Source organism: Mesorhizobium sp. WSM4871, assembly GCF_055811295.1.
Genome location: NZ_JBVVPU010000003.1, coordinates 282,747 through 302,665, shown reverse-complemented (window position 1 = coordinate 302,665; position 19,919 = coordinate 282,747). Strand labels below are relative to the sequence as shown.

22 protein-coding genes are annotated in these 19,919 nt (G+C 63.0%); 14 read left to right on the top strand and 8 right to left on the bottom strand.

What is annotated here, in order from left to right:
* Nucleotides 1-48 precede the first annotated feature (48 nt).
* The gene (bmt, locus tag AC0L2H_RS08105) at nt 49-1,065 is read left to right on the top strand and encodes a betaine--homocysteine S-methyltransferase (protein ID WP_473589735.1); all 1,017 of its coding nucleotides are present in this window, start codon (nt 49-51) and stop codon (nt 1,063-1,065) included.
* Between the two features lie 120 nt (nt 1,066-1,185).
* Here bmt and AC0L2H_RS08100 read toward each other — a convergent pair whose 3' ends face one another.
* From AC0L2H_RS08100 to AC0L2H_RS08080, 5 genes are all read right to left on the bottom strand, one after another.
* Nucleotides 1,186-3,348: a vWA domain-containing protein gene (locus AC0L2H_RS08100; RefSeq protein WP_473589734.1), complete on the bottom strand. Its 2,163-nt coding sequence runs from the start codon at nt 3,346-3,348 to the stop codon at nt 1,186-1,188.
* 2 nt (nt 3,349-3,350) lie between these two features.
* A complete protein-coding gene (locus AC0L2H_RS08095; protein WP_473589733.1) occupies nt 3,351-3,911 on the bottom strand; it encodes an RNA polymerase sigma factor in 561 nt (186 codons plus the stop codon).
* An 88-nt stretch (nt 3,912-3,999) separates the two neighbouring features.
* Nucleotides 4,000-4,731, bottom strand: a complete 732-nt coding sequence (locus AC0L2H_RS08090; protein ID WP_473589732.1) for a dienelactone hydrolase family protein — start codon at nt 4,729-4,731, stop codon at nt 4,000-4,002.
* Nucleotides 4,732-4,830: 99 nt separating this feature from the next.
* Complete coding sequence (locus AC0L2H_RS08085) at nt 4,831-5,505, bottom strand: hypothetical protein (protein ID WP_473589731.1); 675 nt, start codon at nt 5,503-5,505, stop codon at nt 4,831-4,833.
* A 96-nt stretch (nt 5,506-5,601) separates the two neighbouring features.
* Entirely contained in the window at nt 5,602-7,176 is a 1,575-nt protein-coding gene (locus AC0L2H_RS08080) for a trimethylamine methyltransferase family protein (protein ID WP_473589730.1), read from the bottom strand.
* Nucleotides 7,177-7,440: 264 nt separating this feature from the next.
* Between AC0L2H_RS08080 and AC0L2H_RS08075 the strand changes: the two genes are divergently transcribed.
* Nucleotides 7,441-8,139, top strand: a complete 699-nt coding sequence (locus AC0L2H_RS08075; protein WP_008876431.1) for a corrinoid protein — start codon at nt 7,441-7,443, stop codon at nt 8,137-8,139.
* An 82-nt stretch (nt 8,140-8,221) separates the two neighbouring features.
* Here the strand turns inward: AC0L2H_RS08075 and AC0L2H_RS08070 are convergent, their stop codons facing one another.
* A complete protein-coding gene (locus AC0L2H_RS08070; protein ID WP_097577119.1) occupies nt 8,222-8,362 on the bottom strand; it encodes an entericidin A/B family lipoprotein in 141 nt (46 codons plus the stop codon).
* Between the two features lie 63 nt (nt 8,363-8,425).
* Here AC0L2H_RS08070 and AC0L2H_RS08065 point away from each other — a divergent pair, with 63 nt between their 5' ends.
* From AC0L2H_RS08065 to AC0L2H_RS08010, 12 genes are all read left to right on the top strand, one after another.
* A complete protein-coding gene (locus AC0L2H_RS08065) occupies nt 8,426-9,055 on the top strand; it encodes a DUF1638 domain-containing protein (RefSeq protein ID WP_473589729.1) in 630 nt (209 codons plus the stop codon).
* Nucleotides 9,056-9,444: 389 nt separating this feature from the next.
* Nucleotides 9,445-10,017: a DUF4893 domain-containing protein gene (locus tag AC0L2H_RS08060; RefSeq protein WP_473589728.1), complete on the top strand. Its 573-nt coding sequence runs from the start codon at nt 9,445-9,447 to the stop codon at nt 10,015-10,017.
* A 75-nt stretch (nt 10,018-10,092) separates the two neighbouring features.
* Nucleotides 10,093-10,875, top strand: a complete 783-nt coding sequence (locus tag AC0L2H_RS08055; protein WP_473589727.1) for a formyl transferase — start codon at nt 10,093-10,095, stop codon at nt 10,873-10,875.
* A gap of 68 nt (nt 10,876-10,943) precedes the next feature.
* Nucleotides 10,944-11,201: a type II toxin-antitoxin system TacA family antitoxin gene (locus AC0L2H_RS08050; protein WP_473589726.1), complete on the top strand. Its 258-nt coding sequence runs from the start codon at nt 10,944-10,946 to the stop codon at nt 11,199-11,201.
* Nucleotides 11,189-11,701: a GNAT family N-acetyltransferase gene (locus AC0L2H_RS08045; protein WP_473589725.1), complete on the top strand. Its 513-nt coding sequence runs from the start codon at nt 11,189-11,191 to the stop codon at nt 11,699-11,701. The genes AC0L2H_RS08050 and AC0L2H_RS08045 overlap by 13 nt, the downstream gene beginning before the upstream one ends.
* 226 nt (nt 11,702-11,927) lie before the next feature.
* Entirely contained in the window at nt 11,928-12,230 is a 303-nt protein-coding gene (locus AC0L2H_RS08040; protein ID WP_473589724.1) for a virulence factor, read from the top strand.
* A complete protein-coding gene (locus AC0L2H_RS08035) occupies nt 12,223-12,819 on the top strand; it encodes a methylenetetrahydrofolate reductase C-terminal domain-containing protein (protein ID WP_473589723.1) in 597 nt (198 codons plus the stop codon). Before AC0L2H_RS08040 ends, AC0L2H_RS08035 begins: the two co-directional genes overlap by 8 nt.
* Nucleotides 12,816-13,907 (top strand): methylenetetrahydrofolate reductase, encoded by a 1,092-nt coding sequence (locus AC0L2H_RS08030; protein ID WP_473589722.1) that lies wholly within the window; start codon nt 12,816-12,818, stop codon nt 13,905-13,907. The genes AC0L2H_RS08035 and AC0L2H_RS08030 overlap by 4 nt, the downstream gene beginning before the upstream one ends.
* A gap of 79 nt (nt 13,908-13,986) precedes the next feature.
* Nucleotides 13,987-14,958: a methyltetrahydrofolate cobalamin methyltransferase gene (locus AC0L2H_RS08025; RefSeq protein ID WP_107650287.1), complete on the top strand. Its 972-nt coding sequence runs from the start codon at nt 13,987-13,989 to the stop codon at nt 14,956-14,958.
* Nucleotides 14,909-17,038, top strand: a complete 2,130-nt coding sequence (locus AC0L2H_RS08020) for an ASKHA domain-containing protein (protein WP_473589721.1) — start codon at nt 14,909-14,911, stop codon at nt 17,036-17,038. The genes AC0L2H_RS08025 and AC0L2H_RS08020 overlap by 50 nt, the downstream gene beginning before the upstream one ends.
* Nucleotides 17,039-17,222: 184 nt before the next feature.
* Complete coding sequence (locus AC0L2H_RS08015) at nt 17,223-17,408, top strand: hypothetical protein (RefSeq protein ID WP_473589720.1); 186 nt, start codon at nt 17,223-17,225, stop codon at nt 17,406-17,408.
* Between the two features lie 253 nt (nt 17,409-17,661).
* Complete coding sequence (locus AC0L2H_RS08010; protein ID WP_473589719.1) at nt 17,662-18,642, top strand: alpha/beta hydrolase; 981 nt, start codon at nt 17,662-17,664, stop codon at nt 18,640-18,642.
* On the opposite strand, the gene AC0L2H_RS08005 is transcribed toward AC0L2H_RS08010, so the two are convergent.
* Nucleotides 18,561-18,884: a hypothetical protein gene (locus AC0L2H_RS08005; RefSeq protein WP_473589718.1), complete on the bottom strand. Its 324-nt coding sequence runs from the start codon at nt 18,882-18,884 to the stop codon at nt 18,561-18,563. The genes AC0L2H_RS08010 and AC0L2H_RS08005 overlap by 82 nt on opposite strands.
* A gap of 25 nt (nt 18,885-18,909) precedes the next feature.
* Nucleotides 18,910-19,809, bottom strand: a complete 900-nt coding sequence (locus tag AC0L2H_RS08000) for a LysR substrate-binding domain-containing protein (protein WP_473589717.1) — start codon at nt 19,807-19,809, stop codon at nt 18,910-18,912.
* Nucleotides 19,810-19,919 lie beyond the last annotated feature (110 nt).

Here is a 19,919-nt window from a genome sequence, read left to right as displayed (position 1 = left end):
AAAGAAAATTCCCCCGGCCCAAAGAAATACCGGAAGGCGTATCTCACCATGACCAACCCGATCGACGCGCTGCTTGCCGAAAAGGGCGTTCTGCTCGCCGATGGCGCCACCGGCACCAATCTGTTCGCCATGGGGCTGGAGGCCGGCGAGGCTCCCGAGTTGTTGAACGAGACCGCGCCCGACACCATCACCAGCCTGCACCAGAACTTTGTCGATGCCGGCGCCGACATCATCCTGACCAATTCCTTCGGCGGCACCCGCCATCGCTTGAAGCTGCATCATGCGCAAGACCGCGTGCATGCGCTGAACCAGCGTGCCGCCGAGATCGCCCGCGCCGTCGCCGACAAAGCCGGCCGCAAGGTCATCGTCGCCGGCTCGGTCGGCCCGACCGGCGAATTGCTGGTGCCGCTCGGCGCCATGACCTATGACGAGGCGGTCGACGCCTTTGCCGAACAGATCGAAGGACTCAAGGCCGGCGGCGCCGAAGTCGCATGGATCGAAACCATGTCGGCGCCGGACGAAATCCGCGCCGCGGCGCAAGCCGCCATCCGCGTCGGCCTGCCCTACACCTATACCGGCTCCTTCGACACCGCCGGCCGCACCATGATGGGCCTGCTGCCGAAGGATATCCACGGCGTTGTCGACGGGCTGTCGCAGGCACCGCTCGGTGTCGGCGCCAATTGCGGTGTCGGCGCCTCCGACATTCTCGCCTCGCTGCTCGACATGACCGAGCCGAAGCCGGAGGCGACGGTGATCGTCAAGGGCAATTGCGGCATTCCGGAATTTCGCGGCACCGAGATCCACTATTCCGGCACGCCCGAACTGATGGCCGACTATGTCAGGCTCGCCGTCGATGCCGGCGCCAGGATCGTCGGCGGCTGCTGCGGCACCTCGTTCCAGCACCTTGCCGCCATGCGCAAGGCGCTCGATGCGCACACCAGGTCGGACCGCCCGACCGTCGAGACGATCGTCGAGCGGATCGGCCCGATGCGCAACAAGCAGGCGACGGAAAACACCGCCGAGACCAGCGAGGCCCGTCGCGAGCGCCGGCGCAGCCGCGCCTGACGCGGTTCCCCGCGCGTAGAAAAAGGCCGGCGAGGGAAAAATCCGTCGCCGGCCTGCCTCACCCGCCCGTGGGCCGGCATTCAGAACGATCCACCTGAACGAAACCGGCCGTCATCGCCACTACCGATTGCCGCCCAGCGCCGAGGCAAGGCGCACAAGCGAGAGGAACTCGGACCTGTATCCGAACGGGTCGGCTCCCCGGGCGGCGGTGGCAATCTCCATGATCCTGTCGTAGCCGAACTTCGCGGTCGCATCCTCGTCGCGCAGTTTCTGGCCAAAGGCCGCGACCGCGACGGAGAAGCGCTGATCGGTGCTGGCCTGGTCGAAGGACGACACTTCGTTGGCCGATGTCACCGGCGTGGTGATCAGCTTGGAGACATCCTCGTTCGGCAGCTTGTAGCGGATCTTGACGAAGGCATATTCGTCGGCGTTGGCAACACCGCCATTGTTCACTGAAGCCTGGCCGTAGCGCAGCGGATCGATCTGTTCGCCGCCGCTGCCTTTCGGCGTGATCTCGTAGATCGCGGTGACCGAATGGCCGGAGCCGATCTCGCCGGCATCGACGCGGTCGTTGTTGAAATCCTCGCGGTTCAAGCCACGGGTCTCGTAGCCGATCAGCCGGTATTCCGAGACCCTGTTCGGGTTGAACTCGACCTGGATCTTCACGTCCTTGGCGATGGTGAACAGTGTCGAGGACGCATCCTCGACCAGCACCTTCTCGGCCTCGGCCAAAGTGTCGATATAGGCGGCCGTGCCGTTGCCGTTCTGGGCAATGGTCTGCATCATCTGGTCGTTCAGATTGCCGCGGCCGAAGCCGAACACCGACAGGAACACGCCGGTCTTGCGCTCCTGCTCGATCAGCCGCTTCAAATCGTCATCATCGGTCTGGCCGACATTGAAGTCGCCATCCGTGGCCAGCATCACCCGGTTGACACCGTCCTTGACGAAGGACTTTTGCGCCAGCCGGTAGGCTTGCCTGATGCCCGCCTCGCCGGCTGTCGAGCCGCCAGGCCTCAAAGTATCGATGGCATTGAGGATCTTGTCCTTCTCCGAGACCTTGGTCGGTTCGAGCACGGTGCCGGCATCGCCCGCATAGGTGACGATCGAGACGGTATCGTCCGGCTTCAGCTTGCTGACCAGCAGGCGGAAGGCCGACTGCAGCAGCGGCAGCTTGTCCTGCTCGTTCATCGAACCCGACACGTCGATCAGGAACACCAGATTGGCCTTGGGCTGCTCGGCCGGCTTCACGTCAAAACCCTTGATGGCGACATGCATCAGCTTGGTGTGCTCGTTCCACGGCGTCGGCATGACGCTGACGGTTGAGTTGAACGGTGTCGTGGCAGCGTCCGGACCCTTCCAGTCATAGGGGAAGTAGTTGATCATCTCCTCGACGCGGACCGTGTCGGCCTGCGGCAAAGCACCTTCCTTCAGCGAGCGCCGCACGAAGGAATAGGAGGCCGTGTCGACGTCGATCGAGAAGGTCGAGACCGGGTCTTCAAGCGCTGCGCGCACCGGATTGGTCTTGAAATCCTCGACGCGGTCGCGGTTTTGCTCCGGCGGCAGCATCTGGTCGGCCGGCATGGCCTGTGGCTGCACCATCAGCTTGGATTCGGCGCCGGGCATGCGGCCGACCCGGGCTGCATTGGGCGCGCTCGGCATGAGCCCGGCACTCTCCCGGGAAAATTCATCACTGGGCGCGGGCGCGGCCGGCAAAGTGCCGTGCTGCATATCTTTGGTATTTTTGTACGTCTTTAGGTCAAACCTCGGCGACAAAACCGGCGCTGCCGACGGATCCTGCTGCACCAGGCCGCCGGCGGCGGTCGATTCGGATTTCGGCGGGGAAGCCGGCTCGACAAGCGCCTCGGTCGCGTCGCGGCTTTCGCTGTCGACGTCGGTTTTCTTCTGCTTGTCCGGCTCGGCCACCGTCAGCGGCTTCACCGTTGCTGGTTTGTCGGCCAGCGTTTCAGTGATTCTTTCGTTCCCTCCGGAACGGAATTGCTGCTCCTGCAGCATGTAAATGGCGGCGTATCCGGCTATCGGCAGGGCAACGAGCCCGGCAATGGCCGGCGTGGCGAAGAGTTTCTTTGGCATGATTTCGCTCCAGAGCTTTTGTGCTCGCTCTGTGAGACGAAGACCGCTCGCCGATCCTTGGGCGGCGGTGTCAGTTTTTTCGTCCATGTCATAGGCGCGCATCGCGGCCTCGAAGGCACGCGCCTTCGCGTCGGCATCCGGCGCCGGTACAGCTGCACCACGCAGCCTGTTGAGTTCGTTGTCGTCGACCATGGTCACACTTCCCCGGCTGAACGCATCAGCGTCTTCAGCCGTTTCTTCGCTTCATGGATGTGCCAGGAAACCGTCGTCTCCGAGATCGCCATCGCCTCGGCGGCGGCCGCGTGGCTGAGCCCTTCGCCATAGACCAGAAGCACCGCGTCGCGCTGCTTGTCCGGCAGCTTTCGCACCGCCGCCCAAAGCGCCTCTGCCGGGTCTTCCGGCTCAGCCTGCGCCTCTCCCGAGATCAGCGCGTAGGCGCCATAGGCTTCGGTCTTGACCGTCTCTCGGGCTGTCTTGCGCATCATGTCGCGCGCCGCGTTCAGCGTCATGGTGTAGAGCCAGGTCGTGAAAGCGCCGCTGCCATGATAGTCGCGGATCGCCCGGCCGAGCCGGACGCAGACTTCCTGGGCAATGTCCTCTGCGTCGGCCTTTTTTCCGCACCAGCGATAGGCGGCGCGATAGACGAAACCATAGTGCCTTTCGAGCAATTTGCCGAAAGCCCCTCTGTCTCCGCCCTTCGCCCGCCCGATCAACTCGGCGTCGGAGGCTTCGCTTTCATCCAGCATCATCGCCATCATTTGCCTGTTGGACGAAGGCTAGTGGCGATTCCTTGGGCGATGGGAAGATTTTTTTACAGCCGGCCGAATGGCGGCCGTCAGGGCTTCAGCCTAGAGTTTCCGAAAACAGCGTCGTCAGCCGCTTCCAGTGACGCTCGGCGCCGGTCGCATCGAAGACGCTGTGGTCCGGCACGCACCAGCCATGCGCCATGCCGACATAATTCTCGATCGTGTGGTCGACTTCCGCCACCCTGAGTGCTTCGGCCAGCCGCGCGGACTGCTCTGGCGGGAAACTTCTGTCCACACCCGCCGTGCCGACATAGACACGCGCCTTGATCGACGCCGCCTTGCGATGCGGGCTATCGGGAGCATCGCTGGCGAGATTGCCGCCATGCAAACTGGCCACGGCAACGATGCGGTCGGGATAGGAAGCGGCGGCATTCAGCGCCCTTGCGCCGCCCATGCAATAGCCGACGGTGCCGACCGGGCCGGTGACGCCCTCGGCAGCCAGCGCATCGAGAAAGGCACCGCTATCGCGAATGGTCATCTCCTGCGTGGTGCCGCCAATAAGCGCCATCAACGCTGCCTTGCTCTTCTCCTCGTTGAAGGCGGTCCTGGCATCGAAAGGACCGTAGGGCGCATTGCGGTAGAAAAGGTCCGGCACCAGCACCGCGTAATTGTCGCCCGCGAGCCGCTCCGCCATCCGATCGAGCGCGGCGCGCGGACCGAACGCGTCCATGTAGAGGATGATCCCGGCCTTGACCGGGGCCGCCGAGCGAAACAGGCCGGCTTTTGCCGAGCCGTCACCGGTTTTGATCTGAATGTCCCGCTTCGCCATGGTCCGCTCCGTTCAAGTCTCGTGCGATACATATCCGCACGAGTCGACAGGGCAAGGCGCTTTCCCGGGCCTCGTCTTCAACATTTCGTGGCCGGCGCGCTACAGACCAGCGAAGGCTGCCATGTGAAAGACCTGAATCTCCGGGGGATAGCGGTAGTCCGTGCCATAAGGGCAGGCGTTGCGGTCAAGACACCCGCCAGTGCGGCAAGGCTCGCCTGGCGTCCCGCGCACATGTCCCAGACAGGATTCATAAGCGAAGCCATCCGCGGAATAAGCATCGACCGGGCAGGATTTCATGCAAGGTTTTTCGACGCATGCATCGCAAAGGTGAGTCGCCTCGCGAGGTTTCGAAAAAGCGATCTCGTTCTCGAACAGCAGAGCGCCGCGATAGGCATGCCAAAGCCCGTATCGCGGGTGCATCAGGATGCCGAGCGGCGACGGCTTCAGCCCTTCCGCCCGCATCGCCCATTGCTGGAACGGCAGATAGGGCTTGTCCGAAGGTGAGACGGCGCGCGCGCCGAATGTCTTCGCCACCGTGCCGATCACTTCGCGGGACCAGGTATCGAGCGGATTGGCGATCGGCTGTGGTTGCTGCTCACGCCAACGCAGGAAGTGCGGCCAAGGGGTTGCGCCCGCCTGCCCCACCAGCAGCACGGATTTTGCGCCGGAGAGGCCGGGAGTTGCCTCCTCTCCATCGGCAAAATTGAAGCCGCCGCGAAGGATCAGCCCGTCACGCGCCAGCGCTGCCGCGATGCTTTCGATCAAGCCGCGCACAAATCATCCCTTCTTGTCCGGGTCGGAGAAGGCGCTCCGCCAGACTTCCTTGTGGATGATGTTGGCGACTTTAGCCCCGCCTGACTCGGGCTCCTTTCACGTGAAGGCGTCGGCCATCGACGCCTTCTTCCTGGCGATGAAGTCCTTCAGACCGTCATCGATGCCCGGATCGAGAGGCGGCGCCTCGTAGCTTTCCAGCCAGCGGCGGGCGAGTTCGTTAGCCCGCTGCGGCGCGGTCTTCTCGCCCTCGGCCAACCACTGCTCATAGGAATTGTTGTCGGCGATATTGGAGCGGTAGAAGGCGGTCTGGAAATTGGCCTGGGTATGGTCGCAGCCGAGATAGTGGCTGCCTGGGCCGACCTGACGGATGGCATCCATCGCCTGGCCGTTCTCCGACAGGTCGACGCCTTCGGAGAACTTCTGCTGCATACCGAGCTGGTCGATATCCATCATGAATTTTTCGTAGCAGGAGGCGAGCCCGCCCTCGAGCCAGCCAGCCGCGTGCAGCACGAAATTGGCGCCGGCAAGGATCGTCGAGTTCAGCGTGTTGGCGCTCTCATAGGCCGCCTGCGCATCCGGTATCTTCGACGCGCACAGCGAGCCGCCGGTACGGAACGGCAGGCCAAGCCGGCGCGCGAGTTGCGCCGCGCCATAAGAAACGAGAGAGGGCTCCGGCGTGCCGAAGGTCGGCGCGCCCGACTGCATCGAGATCGACGAGGCGAAGGTGCCGAACAGCACCGGCGCGCCGGGCCGGATCAGCTGCGTGAAAGACGCGCCAGCCAGCACTTCTGCCAGAACCTGCGTCAGCGTGCCGGCGACCGTCACCGGACTCATCGCCCCGGCGAGGATGAACGGCGTGACGATGCAGGCCTGGTTGTGCCGCGAATAGACTTTCAGCGCCCCCAGCATGGTCTCGTCGAACACCATCGGCGAATTGGCGTTGATCAGGCTTGTCAGCACCGTGTTGTTTTCGACGAAATCGTCCCCGAACACGATCTTGGCCATCGCCACCGTGTCTTCGGCCCGCTCGGGTGCGGTGACCGAGCCCATGAACGGCTTGTCCGAATATTTGATGTGGCTGTAGACCATATCGAGATGGCGCTTGTTGACCGGCACGTCGACCGGTTCGCACACCGTGCCGCCCGAATGGTGGATCGACGGCGCCATATAGGCGAGCTTCACGAAATTGCGGAAATCCTCGATCGTCGCATAGCGCCTGACACCGTCGAGATCGCGCACGAAGGGCGGGCCATAAACCGGCGCGAACACCGTGGCGTTGCCGCCAACCTGCACCGAGCGGTCCGCATTGCGCGCATGCTGGGTGTAGACGGACGGCGCGGTCTTCAGCAGCGAGCGGCAGAGGCCCTTCGGAAAATGCACGCGCTCGCCCTTGACGTCGGCGCCCGCCTCTTTCCAGAGCTGCAACGCCTCGGCGTCGTCGCGAAAGATGATGCCGATCTCTTCCAGCACCGTGTCGGTGTTCTTCTCGATCAGCGCCAGCCCTTCTTCATCAAGCACTTCATAGACGTTGATCTTGCGCTTGATGTAGGTGAGCTGGGTGCCGGGGCCGCCGCCCGAGCGCGCCGCCCGCCGGGCAGCAGCGCCACCACTGGCAGCGCGGCCACGTCTGGCGTTTGACGCTTCCTGATCGACTGGCGCGTTCTCACTCATGATGTTTCTTCCCTGAAACCTGAAATCGTTGCGGCCGCATACCGCAGCTTCTGGCCGGATCGTAGCCATGCACCCTATTCGAAACGGCCCGCCAGCGCCAACGCCTGTCGCAAAATCGACAAGAATTCCAATAGATTTGCGGTCGCTTTCCTTTTGCGGGAAGTCGCAAATCAGCTATGGACAAGCAGCCCCGGCGGGTTAGGTATTGACGCAATATTTTTGAGCTGCCGTGATTGTCCCACGCGGCAAGGAGCCCGAGAAAAAATGGCCGACGACGAGATCATCCTTTCCGAGCTTTCCGACGACGAACTCGTGCAGCAGATGCACGACGACCTTTATGACGGGCTGAAGGAAGAGATCGAGGAGGGAACGCAAATCCTGCTCGAGCGCGGCTGGGCGCCCTACAAGGTGCTGACCGAGGCGCTGGTCGAGGGCATGCGCATCGTCGGCGAGGATTTTCGTGACGGCATCCTGTTCGTTCCCGAAGTGCTATTGTCCGCCAACGCGATGAAGGCCGGCATGTTCATCCTGCGTCCGCTGCTCGCCGCCACCGGCGCGCCGAAGCAGGGCAAGATGGTGATCGGCACCGTCAAGGGCGACATCCACGACATCGGCAAGAACCTCGTCGGCATGATGATGGAGGGGGCAGGCTTCGACGTCATCGACCTCGGCATCAACAATGCGGTCGAGAAATACCTGGACGCCATCGAGCAGCATCAGCCCGACATCATCGGCATGTCGGCGCTGCTGACCACGACCATGCCCTACATGAAGGTCGTCATCGACACGATGAAGGAAAAGGGCATCCGCGACGACTATGTCGTGCTGGTCGGCGGTGCACCGCTCAACGAGGAATTCGGCAAGGCGGTCGGCGCCGACGCCTATTGCCGCGACGCGGCGGTGGCGGTCGAGACCGCCAAGGATTTCATGAAGCGCAAGCACAATGTGCGCGCTTCAGCCTGACCTTTAGCAAGGCGCCTGCCAAAAGCCGCGCCTTGCAGCGCGGCTTTTTTGTTACCAGATGTTGGAGGCGGCCGCGAACGGCTCAGGGGTTGTTGACGGTATCCTCAACAGCATTCGCGGTGGATTTGACATCCTTGCCGACGCCGCGAACTGTGTTGGCGCAGGCCGAAAGGGCCAAGGCGCAAGCAAGGATCGCTATCGGCGCAGTGCGTAACAGTTTCATGGACGGTTTATCCCTCTCTCGATAGATTCGCCCCAAGCAACGAAGGCCGGTTTGACTGGTTCCATGGCCAAGAGGCAGAAAACGAAACCGAATCAAGCGGACAGGCTGCTGGTCATCGCCTGCGGGATGATCGCGCGCGAAGTTCTGGCCGTCAAGCAGCAGCTCGGGCTTGACCATATCGAGCTGACCTGCCTGCCGGCGGAGTTTCATTTTTATCCCGACCGCATCGCGCCGGCCATGGACAAGGCGATCGTGAAAGCCAGGGCGAACGGCTACGTCAACATCTTCGTCGGCTATGCCGATTGCGGCACTGGCGGCCTGCTCGACCGCGTCTGCGAGAAGCATGGCGTCGAGCGCATGGCAGGGCCACACTGCTTTGCCTTCTACCAGGGCATGGATGCCTATGCCAAAGTCGCCGAAGACGACATGATGTCGTTCTACATGACCGACTTCCTGTGCCGGCAGTTCGACGCCTTCTTCATGAAGCCGCTCGGCCTCGACAGGCACCCAGAGCTGATCAAGGACTATTTCGGCAATTATGAGAAGCTGGTCTATCTTGCCCAAACCGACGATCCCGAACTCGACAAGGTCGCCGAGAAAGCCGCGAAGATGCTCGGTCTTGCCTATGAGCGCCGCTCGACCGGCTATGGCGACCTGACGGCGGAGCTGGCCGGCGCCGCGGTGCACGCCTGAAGATTGTTGTAGGCAGTTCCCTCCTCCGCCGCGAGCGCAGCAAGCACATCGGCAAAGCTGGTCTTGCAGATGAAGCCACACCTGTCCTTCACCCGCGTGGCGTCATAGACGCGGTCGATCGAGGCAAACATCGTCCAGCCCTTGTGGGCGTAAAGCGCCGGATAATCCCGAAAGCAGCGCGCAACGACCGACGGCGCGTCATGGCCAAGCGCCCGCAGCCGCGGCGCCAGCGCGCTGCCCAGCCCGACGATCCTGTCAGCAAGATCCGCATCGATCAGACCATGATTTTTGACTGACGCTGTTAAGCCCGGATGACAGGCCGCCGCGAACCGGTAAGTTATGCACCAGACAGGAAAACAGGCTGTTCCAGCCACAGGGGAAACGCACCGATGATCGCTCGTCTCTTGATTGCCGCAGGAATTGTCTGCTTCGCCCTGCCCGCGCTCGCCGATGGCGAGGTGCAGAAGCTTATCACCGCCGCGGACAAGGCGCGGCTCGACAAATATGGCGAGACGCGCAAGACAGCTCTCGAAGAGGCAAAGGCAGGCAGTCCCGCCGAGGTCAAACAGCTCGACGCGCTTCTGGCGAAGCCGCTGGTCGCCTTTTCCGACAAGGATCTCACCGGCAACTGGCAATGCCGCACCATCAAGGCCGGCGGGCTCGGCGCGCTGGTCATCTATGGCTGGTTCAAGTGCAAGGTGAGCGACGACGGATCGGGCTGGATGCTGGAAAAAATCAGCGGCTCGCAGCGCACCAAGGGCCGTTTCTTCGACGACGGCGAAAAGCGCTCGATCTATCTCGGCTCCTTCTATGTCAACAACGACCCCGCAAAACCCTATGGCAGCGGCCCGCAAAGCGACCAGGTCGGCTATGCCTTCCGCAACAGCGCCAATGAATGGCGCATCGAGTTCCCGGCGCCCTATTACGAATCGAAGCTCGACATCCTCGAATTCAAGCGCTGATCACCAAGGATTAACCCGGACGACTTAGCGTCCGGCGCGCCAAGACCATGTCTATCCGGACGGCACGTCGCGACCATGGATCCCCTAAAATCAGACCTGCCGCCGATCGTCGTCGTCACCGAGGGCGGTCCGCATATCTGGGCCATCGTCAACGCCATCGCCGACCGGCTTGGTCCTGTCAGCGTTGTCCTCGAAACACCTGAATCCAAAAAGCAATTGCTGCTCGGTCGTGCCCGCCGGCAAGGCTGGTTGCAGGCCGCCGGACAGCTTGGCACGATGGTGCTGACGCGGCTCGGCAAGGGGTTTTTCACCGGCCATGCGGCGCGCATCGTCGCCGAACAGAAATTGCAAACCGAACCCAAACCGGGGCAAAAAATCATCCACGTGCCTTCGGCCAATGCGCCGGAATGCCTGCAGGCCATCGCGGAGATCCAGCCCGGCGTCGTGCTGCTCGCCGGCTGCCGCCTGCTGTCGCGGCAGACGCTGGCCAGGATGCCTTGCCCGGTCCTCAACTATCACGCCGGCATAGCGCCCAAATATCGCGGCATGAATGGCGGCTACTGGGCGCTGGCTTCCGGCGATGCGGAAAACTTCGGCACCACCGTGCATCTGGTCGACGCCGGCGTCGACACTGGCGGCGTTCTGCGGCAGGCGCGCGGCAAACCTGGTCCGGGCGATACCATTTCAAGCTACGCGCTGCGGCAGGCGGCGTTCTCGCGCGACATCTGCGTCGAGGCGGTCGGCGATGCGCTGGCCGGAAAGCTCGCCACAACGGATCCGCGCCTGCCCTCGAAGCAGTGGTATCATCCGACGATCTGGTTCTATCTATGGACCGGATTGCGCCGCGGCGTGTGGTAGACGCTGGCGATCGGCCACTTTGTATGCTATTGTCATACAGAAAGGCGAGATCTTATCCGATGTCCAGCATGGCCCCCCTCAGCGTTCGCGTCACCGCGGACGAACGTGACATTCTCGAAGCCGCCGCCAGGCAGGCCCACACCAACCTCAGCGACTTCATCCGGCGCAAGGCGGTCGAAGCCGCCGAAATGGAGGTGCTGGACGGGCGCGTCGTGACGATACCCGCGGTTGATTGGGAAAAGTTCGAGGAGTGGGCAAAGTCGTCGCCGAAGACTCTTCCCGGGCTGCGTAGGCTCGCGGCGTCACGGCCAGTATGGCAGGATTGAAGCCGCCCCGGCCGCTTGCAGCCGAGGACGACAGGGACGCTTTCGATTGCGGTCGCGAGTCGCTCAACAACTGGCTTCGCCGCCATGCCTGGCGCAATCAGCAAGATGGGGTATCGCGCACGACCGTCGTCTGCGATGCGGCGAACGGCATCGCCGCCTATGTTGCCTTGAGCGCGGGTCAGATCGAACGCGCATACATGCCAAAACCCGCGCAACGAAACCGGCCAGATCCCATTCCCATTGTACTGCTTGGCCAACTTGCCGTCGACCAAAGATATCAAGGGCGCGGCTGTGGGCGTTCCCTGCTTCTGTTCGCACTCAGGACAGCGGTCCGCTTCTCCAGCGAAATCGGCTGCTTCGGCGTTCTCACACACCCGCTCGACGAGACCGTGAGAGCCTTCTACCGGAGCTTTGATTTCCAGGACCTCCCATTCGATCCGAAACGAAGCATGATCGTCCGGATCGCCGATTTGAGACACAATGGCTTTGGCGACGAATGAGGGAGGCCTGGATTGGCTTTCCTTCTGCGGTAAGTGATTGCGTCGCTTTTGAATGCGCGCGCGTCGTCCCATAACAAGCAGCCTGATGGCGCTTGCGGCAATGCTCGAAACTGTTGCATCGGCCCGAAAATCGGAAGCGATCGTCGGAAAGCACTGTGCAGCGGCGTCGAAGTGGTAGGGCGTCCTTTCCAATAAGACGCAAAGCGCCCTGCAGGAGCGAGAATTCATGGCCGATCTGATTGTCGTCTACTGGCGCGATATCCCCGCCCAGGTCATCGTCAAGAAAGGCCGGCAGAACGCCAAGCGCGAACTGCCGCTGCGCTTCACCGAGGCGATCGACATGTGCGCCATGCGCACCGGCGCCGGCGGCACCGACGACTATCTGGCGGAATGGCGCAAGGCCGACCCCGTGCCGGTCGGCGACGATCTCGAAGCCGAGGTCGAAAAAGCCTTTCAGGAGCTCGATGCGAAATACGACCGCGAGCGGCTGGTCGCTCTGGTCAAGGCGGGCGGGACAGAAAATGTCTGAAACCACCCCGGCGGTTACCCAGGCCACACTGGTCAAGAAGGCAGCGCCGAAATCCGACTACAAGCCGGCCGACGTGTCGCCGCAGCGGCGCGTCCAGCGCTCCTTCGCGGTTAGATTGTGGTCGGTGCGGCACTCGCGATTGCTCGAATGGTTCTATTCCAGGTTCGCCGACATGTTCCTGCTGCTGCATCCCTTGTGGAAGGGCATCGGCTACAACAGGGTCGAAGGACCGATCAAATTCGTCGAAAAACGCGTCAAGGGCTTCATGTTCGACTGCCGCATGTGCGGCCAGTGCGTACTCTCCTCCACCGGCATGTCATGCCCGATGAACTGCCCCAAGCAGTTGCGCAACGGCCCTTGTGGCGGCGTGCGCGCCAATGGCAATTGCGAGGTCGAGCCCGATATGCCTTGCGTCTGGGTGAAAGCCTGGGAAGGCTCCCGGAACATGGTGCATGGCGACAAGATCCTCGACGTACAAAAGCCGGTCGACCAGTCGCTACGCGAAACCTCGGCCTGGCTGCGGGTGACCGCGCAGGCCGCCGCCGCGCGCGAAGCCGCCGCCAACGCCAAGACCGGGGCATCGGCATGATCGGCCGCCAGCGCGACGAGAATCCGGCCGGCATCCATCTGCCGCTCGAACCCCTGCCCGGCCATACGTCGCGTGGACGGCTGGAACGCGTGCTTCGGCGCGGCGAATTCGCGGTGACCACCGAGCTCAACCCGCCCGACAGCGCTGATCCCGAAGACGTCTACAACCGTGCGAAAATCTTCGATGGCTGGGTCGACGCCATCAACGCCGTCGATGCGTCGGGCGCCAACTGCCACATGTCGTCGGTTGGCATCTGTGCGCTGCTGACCCGCATGGGTTATGCGCCGATCATGCAGATCGCCTGCCGCGACAGGAACCGCATCGCCATCCAAGGCGACGTGCTGGGCGGGGCGGCGATGGGCGTCGCCAACATGCTGTGCTTGACCGGCGACGGCGTGCAGGCCGGCGACCAGCCAGGCGCCAAGCCTGTGTTCGACCTCGACTGCATGTCGCTGCTGGAGACCTGTCGCATCATGCGCGACAACGGCAAGTTCCTGTCCGGCCGCAAGCTGACGACGCCGCCGCAGCTCTTCCTCGGTGCGGCGATCAACCCTTTCGCGCCGCCGATCGATTTCCGCCCGCATCGGCTGGGCAAGAAGATCGCCGCCGGCGCACAATTCGTGCAGAGCCAGTACTGCTTCGACGTGCCGATGTTCCGCACGTATATGCAGAAGGTCAGCGATCTCGGCTTCACGGAAAAATGCTTCATCCTGTGCGGCGTCGGGCCGCTGGCTTCGGCCAAGACCGCCAAATGGATCCGCTCCAACGTGCCGGGCATCCATATCCCCGACGCGATCATCAAGCGGCTGGAGGGCGCCCAGGACCAGAAGAAGGAAGGCAAGCAGCTCTGCATCGACATCATCAACGAGGTGAAGGAAATATCAGGCGTTTCCGGCGTCCATGTGATGGCTTACCGCCAGGAGGAGTATGTCGCCGAGATCGTCGATGAATCGGGCGTGCTGAAGGGCCGCCAGCCGTGGAAGCGCGAAATCCGTCGCGACGACCAGATGGTCGCCGACCGGCTCGACCGCATCTTGCACGACGACATTACCGAAACGCAGGTCGACATGGTCAAGACGGCGCATTGATGATGCCAACCGTGACCATTCGCTTGATCGAAATCAGAAACGATATAAAGAACTCTTTATATCACGACGGAGAGATTTCATGACCCGGACGATCGTCGCCTCGGCGACACGAGAAATCATCATCGGCTTCGACCAGCCCTTCTGCGTGATCGGCGAGCGCATCAACCCGACCGGCCGCAAGAAGCTGGCCGCCGAAATGGTGGCGGGCAATTTCGAGACCGTCATCAAGGACGCGCTGGAGCAGGCCGCCTGCGGCGCGACCATGCTCGACGTCAATGCCGGCGTCACCGCCGTCGACCCCAACGCGACCGAACCGGCGCTGCTGGTGCAGACGCTGGAGATCGTGCAGGGCCTGGTCGACCTGCCGCTGTCGATCGACAGTTCGGTGACCGCCGCCATCGAGGCGGCGCTCAAGGTCGCCAAGGGCCGCCCGCTGGTCAACTCCGTCACCGGCGAGGAAGAGAAGCTCGAGGCCATCCTGCCGCTGATCAAGAAATACAACGTTCCGGTCGTTGCCATCTCCAACGACGAGACCGGCATTTCGATGGATCCGGACGTGCGCTTCGCCGTCGCCAAGAAGATCGTCCAGCGCTGCGCCGATTTCGGCATTCCGGCGCATGACGTCGTCGTCGACCCGCTGGTGATGCCGATCGGCGCGCTGGGCGACGCTGGCCGCCAGGTGTTCGCACTGCTGCGCCGGCTGCGCGAGGAACTCAAGGTCAACACCACCTGCGGCCTGTCCAACATTTCGTTCGGCCTGCCGCATCGCCACGGCATCAACGCCGCCTTCATCCCGATGGTGATCGGCGCCGGCATGACCTCGGCGATCATGAATCCGGTGCGGCCGCAGGAAATGGAAGCGGTGCGCGGCGCCAATGTGCTGAATGGCACCGACGAAAACTGCACCAACTGGATCAGGACCTACAAGGACTACAAGCCGGCCGAAGGCGGCCAGGCGGTCGCGGCACCCACGGCTGTCAACGCGCCAGGCGAAGGCGGCAATGGCGGCCGCCGGCGCGGCGGCCGCGAAGCCCGCATGGCCAGGGGATAAGCGCGCAATCGTGAACTCTCCTGCCAACATCACCGATCCCCTCGTGCTGTTCATGCCGTCGGGCAAGCGCGGCCGGTTTCCGGTCGGCACGCCGGTGCTCGATGCCGCGCGCCAGCTCGGCGTCTATGTCGAGAGCGTCTGCGGCGGACGCGCCACATGCGGGCGCTGCCAGATCGAGGTGCAGGAGGGCAATTTCGCCAAGCACAAGATCGTCTCTTCCAATGACCACATCTCGCCCAAGGGCGCCAAGGAAGAGCGCTACGAACGCGTGCGCGGCCTGCCCGAGCGGCGGCGCCTCTCCTGCTCGGCGCAGATCCTCGGCGACCTCGTCATCGACGTGCCGCAGGACACTGTCATCAATGCGCAGACCATCCGCAAGGATGCCGACACCAGGGTCATCGCCCGCGATTCGGCAATACACATGTGCTATGTCGAGATCGAAGAGCCCGACATGCACAAGCCGTTGGGTGATCTCGATCGCCTGAAGATCGCGCTGATGAAGGATTGGGGGCTGAAGAGCCTCGACTTCGATTTCCATCTCCTGCCGCAGGTGCAAGGCATCTTGCGCAGGGGCAACTGGACCGCGACGGCCGCCATCCACAAGGATGCCGAAAGCGAGACCGCGCGGGTCATCTCCTTGTGGCCGGGCCTCAAGAACGAGGCCTACGGTCTTGCCTGCGACATCGGCTCGACCACGATTGCCATGCATCTGGTGTCGCTGCTGTCCGGCCGCGTCGCCGCTTCGTCGGGTACATCCAATCCGCAGATCCGTTTCGGCGAGGATCTGATGAGCCGCGTCTCCTATGTGATGATGAATCCCGACGGCCGTGAAGGCATGACGGTCGCGGTGCGCGAGGCGATCTCGGGTCTCGTCGACAAGGTCTGCGCGGAAGGCAACGTCCAGCGCAACGACATCCTGGATTCCGTCTTCGTCGGCAATCCGATCATGCACCATCTGTTCCTAGGCATCGATCCGACCGAGCTTGGCGGCGCGCCCTTCGCGCTCGCCGTCTCGGGCGCCGTGCACATCAAGGCGTCGGATATCGGCCTGAAGCTCAACCAGGGCGCGCGCCTCTACATGCTGCCCTGCATCGCCGGCCATGTCGGCGCCGATGCGGCGGCGGTGACGCTGTCGGAAGGCCCGCACCGCCAGGACGAGATGATGCTGATCGTCGATGTCGGCACCAATGCCGAGATCGTACTCGGCAATCGCCAGCGGGTGGTGGCGGCCTCCTCGCCCACCGGCCCGGCCTTCGAGGGCGCCGAAATCTCCGGCGGCCAGCGTGCAGCGCCCGGCGCCATCGAGCGCGTGCGCATCGATCCCGACACGCTGGAGCCGAAATACCGCGTCATCGGCTCGGAACTGTGGTCCGACGAGCCGGGCTTCCTCGACAGCGTGCAGGCGACCGGCGTCACCGGCATCTGTGGCTCCGGCATCATCGAGGTGGTCGCCGAAATGTATCTCGCCGGCATCATCTCCGAGGACGGCGTCATCGACGGATCGCTCGGCGCCCGCTCGCCGCGCGTCGTCGCCAATGGCCGCACCTTCTCCTACGTGCTGAAGGAAGGCGAGCCGAAGATCACCATCACCCAGACCGACATCCGCGCCATCCAGTTGGCCAAGGCGGCACTCTACGCCGGCACCAAGCTGCTGATGGAAAAGCAGCACACCGAGCATGTCGACCGCATCCACTTCGCCGGCGCCTTCGGTTCCTTCATCGACCCGAAATACGCCATGGTGCTGGGCCTGATCCCGGACTGCGACCTCGACAAGGTCTCGGCCGTCGGCAACGCCGCCGGCGCCGGTGCTCGCATGGCGCTCCTGAACCGCGGCTACCGCCGCGAGATCGAGCAAACCGTCAGCCAGATCGAGAAGATCGAGACGGCGCTGGAGCCGAAATTCCAGGAGCATTTCGTCTACGCCATGGCGCTGCCGAACAAGGTCGACCCGTTCCCGAAACTGTCGGCGGTAGTGAAATTGCCGCCCCGCAAAACCGTCAGCGAGGACGGTGTTGCCGGCGACGCCGCCCCGCGGCGGCGTTCGCGCGAAGGCCACGCGGCTCGGCGCGGCCGGGAGTAGCATCCCGCCGGCGAAAGCGGCATTCGTTACGATTTCATTTGCATGCAAATGTTTCCAGATCGGTCGATCTGGAAACCGAAATGCCGTTTTCGCGAAATCCCTCAGATACATGCTGGGAGCATTTAACGGGCATCGAACGGTAGGCAGGAAATGTCTTCCAACCACCGCTTCAAGGGAGAAGAAGATGTCGATGTTCGGAAGTCTCGGTCGCTATGGCGCCGCCATCAAGCATGCACACAACAGAAGCAAGTCGATCCGCGCGCTCAACAGCCTGCCGTCCGAAATCCAGAAGGATATCGGCTGGCCCGTATCGCAGCGCGACGACCCGCAGACCAAGCTGTCGGCCCTGCTGTTGGGTTCGGCGCGCTGATGACCTTCGCCGACAAATGCAAACTGCTCGGCAAGCGTCGGAGCCGTCCTGCGGCTCCGGCGGCCGACACCAGGCTGCATGCCGCGCTGCTGCCCCGACGCTGAACGTCGCGGTGCGCGGACGATTGAATACTGGCCCCGGTCACCAGATCACATCGTATTGACACCGCGCAAATCTTGACATCCTGGATGAAGATACGATCTTCGGACTATGGGGTTCTCTTAGTCGGCTCAGCCGAAGTCCGTGTGTCCGCATGCCCAGTTTGAAAAGCCATGTCGTGTCCTTCGTGCTCAGGCACAGCCGCAAGCAGGCTTTTTCCAGCCCGGAAAACCTGCAGCGCTGGATCGCCTATGCCCGCAAGACCGAGGACCACCGGCCGCCTGCCTCGCTGCATCAACGCTTCGACATCACGACGCGCAGCGTCGGCGGTTTTCCCGTCTATGAGATCGCGCCCAAAGCCGGCGAGCGCAAGCGTATCCTTTACCTGCATGGCGGCGCCTATGTCTTTCAAATCACGTCCTATCATTGGGGGCTGATCGCCGAGATGGCCAACCGGCTGGGCTTCGGCATCACCGTGCCGATCTATCCCATCGCCCCCGAACATGATTTCCATGCCATGTTCGGCATGGTCGGCGAGGTCTACCGGCGGATGCTCGACGAGACGGAAGCCGACGACATCGTCTTCATGGGTGATTCCGCCGGCGGCAACATGGCCGTGGTGCTGACCATGATGGCCGCGCAAGACGCAGTGCCCCTGCCCTCGCGCCATGTGCTGATCTCGCCCGGCCTCGACGTATCGCTCGCCAATCCCGAAGTGATCGAGGCCGAACGTTACGATCCGTGGCTGGGCATCCCCGGCGGGCTCGAGGCGGTCCGGCTCTACAGCGCCGGCATAGATCCCGGCGACTGGCGCATCAGCCCGCTCTACGGCGACCTTTCGGTTCTGCCGAAAACGCTGCTTCTGACCGGTTCGCGCGATATGCTGACACCCGACAATCTGATCTTCGCGCAAAAGGCGCGGGTTGCCGGCGTCGACGTGGAGGTCGTCTACGAGAAGGGTATGTTCCACGTTTGGCCGCTGGTCGACATGCCGGAGGCAAGGCGCGCGCGGAACAGCATCGTGGCATTCTTGGGCGAGGAAAGAACCTCTGATCAGACCGAGAGCGAGGCGATCACCTGGTCGGCCAAGGCCCCGTCAAGCGATCCATTTAAGACCGGATTGGCCAGCACATAGATCGCTTCCAGTATTTCTTCATGCCGTTCTGACTGGTAGTCGATGTCTTCCCTGCATTCGATCAGGTCCGCCCACGTCTCCACGTCTGCAGCAGTAAGTTCTCCTGCCTGGAATCGTCGCAGCACGCTCGAAATATGATCAGCCGTCAGGATGACCACTGGCGTCTCGGACCAACCGACGTCGCCCACCATTGCAGCCAGACGATCGATCGGCTTCCCGAATGCAACAAGATCGTTGAGCACTGAAACGCGGCTCACCGTAGGGCCGTCAGAACTTGCCGGTTTCCCTGAACAGTTCGAAGGTCGCGCGGATATGGTCGGCGACCGCCTTCACCGGTGCGCTGGCGTCCGGCGCCACGACCATGGCGAGGTTGTAGGTGCCGATATCGGGCATGCCGTCCTTAGGGCAAAGCTCGACCATATCGTTGCCGAGGAAGGATTTCGGCAACGGCGCCACCGCAAGGTCGGACATGATAGCCGCGCGCTGGCCGGCCGTATGCGCGCTCATATAGGCGATGCGGTAGTTGCGGCCCTCGCGGCCGAGTGCCTCCAGCGCCCCAGCCCGCCAGGCACAACCCTCTTCCCACAAGGAGACCGGCAGCGGCTCGCGCAGATGCGCGCAGCCACCCTTGGCGCCGGCCCAGACGATCGGCTCGGTCAGCAGCACTTCGGCGCCGAGCGCGCTGGTCTTGTAGGAATTGGTGAGCAGCGTGATGTCGAGCGCCCGGTCGTCCATGCGCCGGCGCAGATTGCTGCTTTGGTCGATGGTCACGTCGACGGCGATCGACGGATGCGACTGCGCGAACCGCTTCAGCACATGCGGCAGAACGCGCTCGCCATAGTCGTCCGGCGAACCGAGCCGAACCACCCCGACAATGTCGGGAATGATGAATTTCGACACCACCTCGCGATTGATCGACAAGAGCCGGCGGGCATAGCCGAGCAGCATCTCGCCATCCGTCGTCAGCGTCACCGAACGCGCGTCGCGGGCGAACACCGAGCGGCCGAGAATGTCCTCCAGCTTCTTGATTTGCATGGAGACGGCCGACGGCGTGCGGAAGACGGCATTGGCCGCGGTGGTGAAGCTGCCGGTCTCGGCGATCGCCACGAAAGTGCGCAGGACGTCGAGATCGAGCAGTGGCAGCGGATGATTGAGTGGGGCGTTCATGGGAACCGACCTTCAATTTTTCTGATGCAAACGATCATTCCATTTCGTTTGATTGAACATCACTTTGGGAGGATAGTCAACTCCATCGAAGCAGGACGGATCAAAAGCGG

Excerpts from the sequence above, each read along its gene's own strand:
- AC0L2H_RS08065 (WP_473589729.1), top strand. The coding sequence starts at position 8,426 with ATGGCCAAGAGGCAGAAAACGAAACCGAATCAAGCGGACAGGCTGCTG.
- AC0L2H_RS08060 (WP_473589728.1), top strand. The coding sequence starts at position 9,445 with ATGATCGCTCGTCTCTTGATTGCCGCAGGAATTGTCTGCTTCGCCCTG.
- AC0L2H_RS08030 (WP_473589722.1), top strand. The coding sequence starts at position 12,816 with ATGATCGGCCGCCAGCGCGACGAGAATCCGGCCGGCATCCATCTGCCG.
- AC0L2H_RS08045 (WP_473589725.1), top strand. The coding sequence starts at position 11,189 with ATGGCAGGATTGAAGCCGCCCCGGCCGCTTGCAGCCGAGGACGACAGG.
- AC0L2H_RS08095 (WP_473589733.1), bottom strand. The coding sequence starts at position 3,911 with ATGGCGATGATGCTGGATGAAAGCGAAGCCTCCGACGCCGAGTTGATC.
- AC0L2H_RS08035 (WP_473589723.1), top strand. The coding sequence starts at position 12,223 with ATGTCTGAAACCACCCCGGCGGTTACCCAGGCCACACTGGTCAAGAAG.
- AC0L2H_RS08090 (WP_473589732.1), bottom strand. The coding sequence starts at position 4,731 with ATGGCGAAGCGGGACATTCAGATCAAAACCGGTGACGGCTCGGCAAAA.
- AC0L2H_RS08000 (WP_473589717.1), bottom strand. The coding sequence starts at position 19,809 with ATGAACGCCCCACTCAATCATCCGCTGCCACTGCTCGATCTCGACGTC.
- AC0L2H_RS08015 (WP_473589720.1), top strand. The coding sequence starts at position 17,223 with ATGTCGATGTTCGGAAGTCTCGGTCGCTATGGCGCCGCCATCAAGCAT.
- AC0L2H_RS08070 (WP_097577119.1), bottom strand. The coding sequence starts at position 8,362 with ATGAAACTGTTACGCACTGCGCCGATAGCGATCCTTGCTTGCGCCTTG.
- AC0L2H_RS08010 (WP_473589719.1), top strand. The coding sequence starts at position 17,662 with ATGCCCAGTTTGAAAAGCCATGTCGTGTCCTTCGTGCTCAGGCACAGC.
- AC0L2H_RS08055 (WP_473589727.1), top strand. The coding sequence starts at position 10,093 with ATGGATCCCCTAAAATCAGACCTGCCGCCGATCGTCGTCGTCACCGAG.
- AC0L2H_RS08040 (WP_473589724.1), top strand. The coding sequence starts at position 11,928 with ATGGCCGATCTGATTGTCGTCTACTGGCGCGATATCCCCGCCCAGGTC.
- AC0L2H_RS08025 (WP_107650287.1), top strand. The coding sequence starts at position 13,987 with ATGACCCGGACGATCGTCGCCTCGGCGACACGAGAAATCATCATCGGC.
- AC0L2H_RS08020 (WP_473589721.1), top strand. The coding sequence starts at position 14,909 with ATGGCGGCCGCCGGCGCGGCGGCCGCGAAGCCCGCATGGCCAGGGGAT.
- AC0L2H_RS08050 (WP_473589726.1), top strand. The coding sequence starts at position 10,944 with ATGGCCCCCCTCAGCGTTCGCGTCACCGCGGACGAACGTGACATTCTC.
- AC0L2H_RS08080 (WP_473589730.1), bottom strand. The coding sequence starts at position 7,176 with ATGAGTGAGAACGCGCCAGTCGATCAGGAAGCGTCAAACGCCAGACGT.
- AC0L2H_RS08075 (WP_008876431.1), top strand. The coding sequence starts at position 7,441 with ATGGCCGACGACGAGATCATCCTTTCCGAGCTTTCCGACGACGAACTC.
- bmt (WP_473589735.1), top strand. The coding sequence starts at position 49 with ATGACCAACCCGATCGACGCGCTGCTTGCCGAAAAGGGCGTTCTGCTC.
- AC0L2H_RS08100 (WP_473589734.1), bottom strand. The coding sequence starts at position 3,348 with ATGGTCGACGACAACGAACTCAACAGGCTGCGTGGTGCAGCTGTACCG.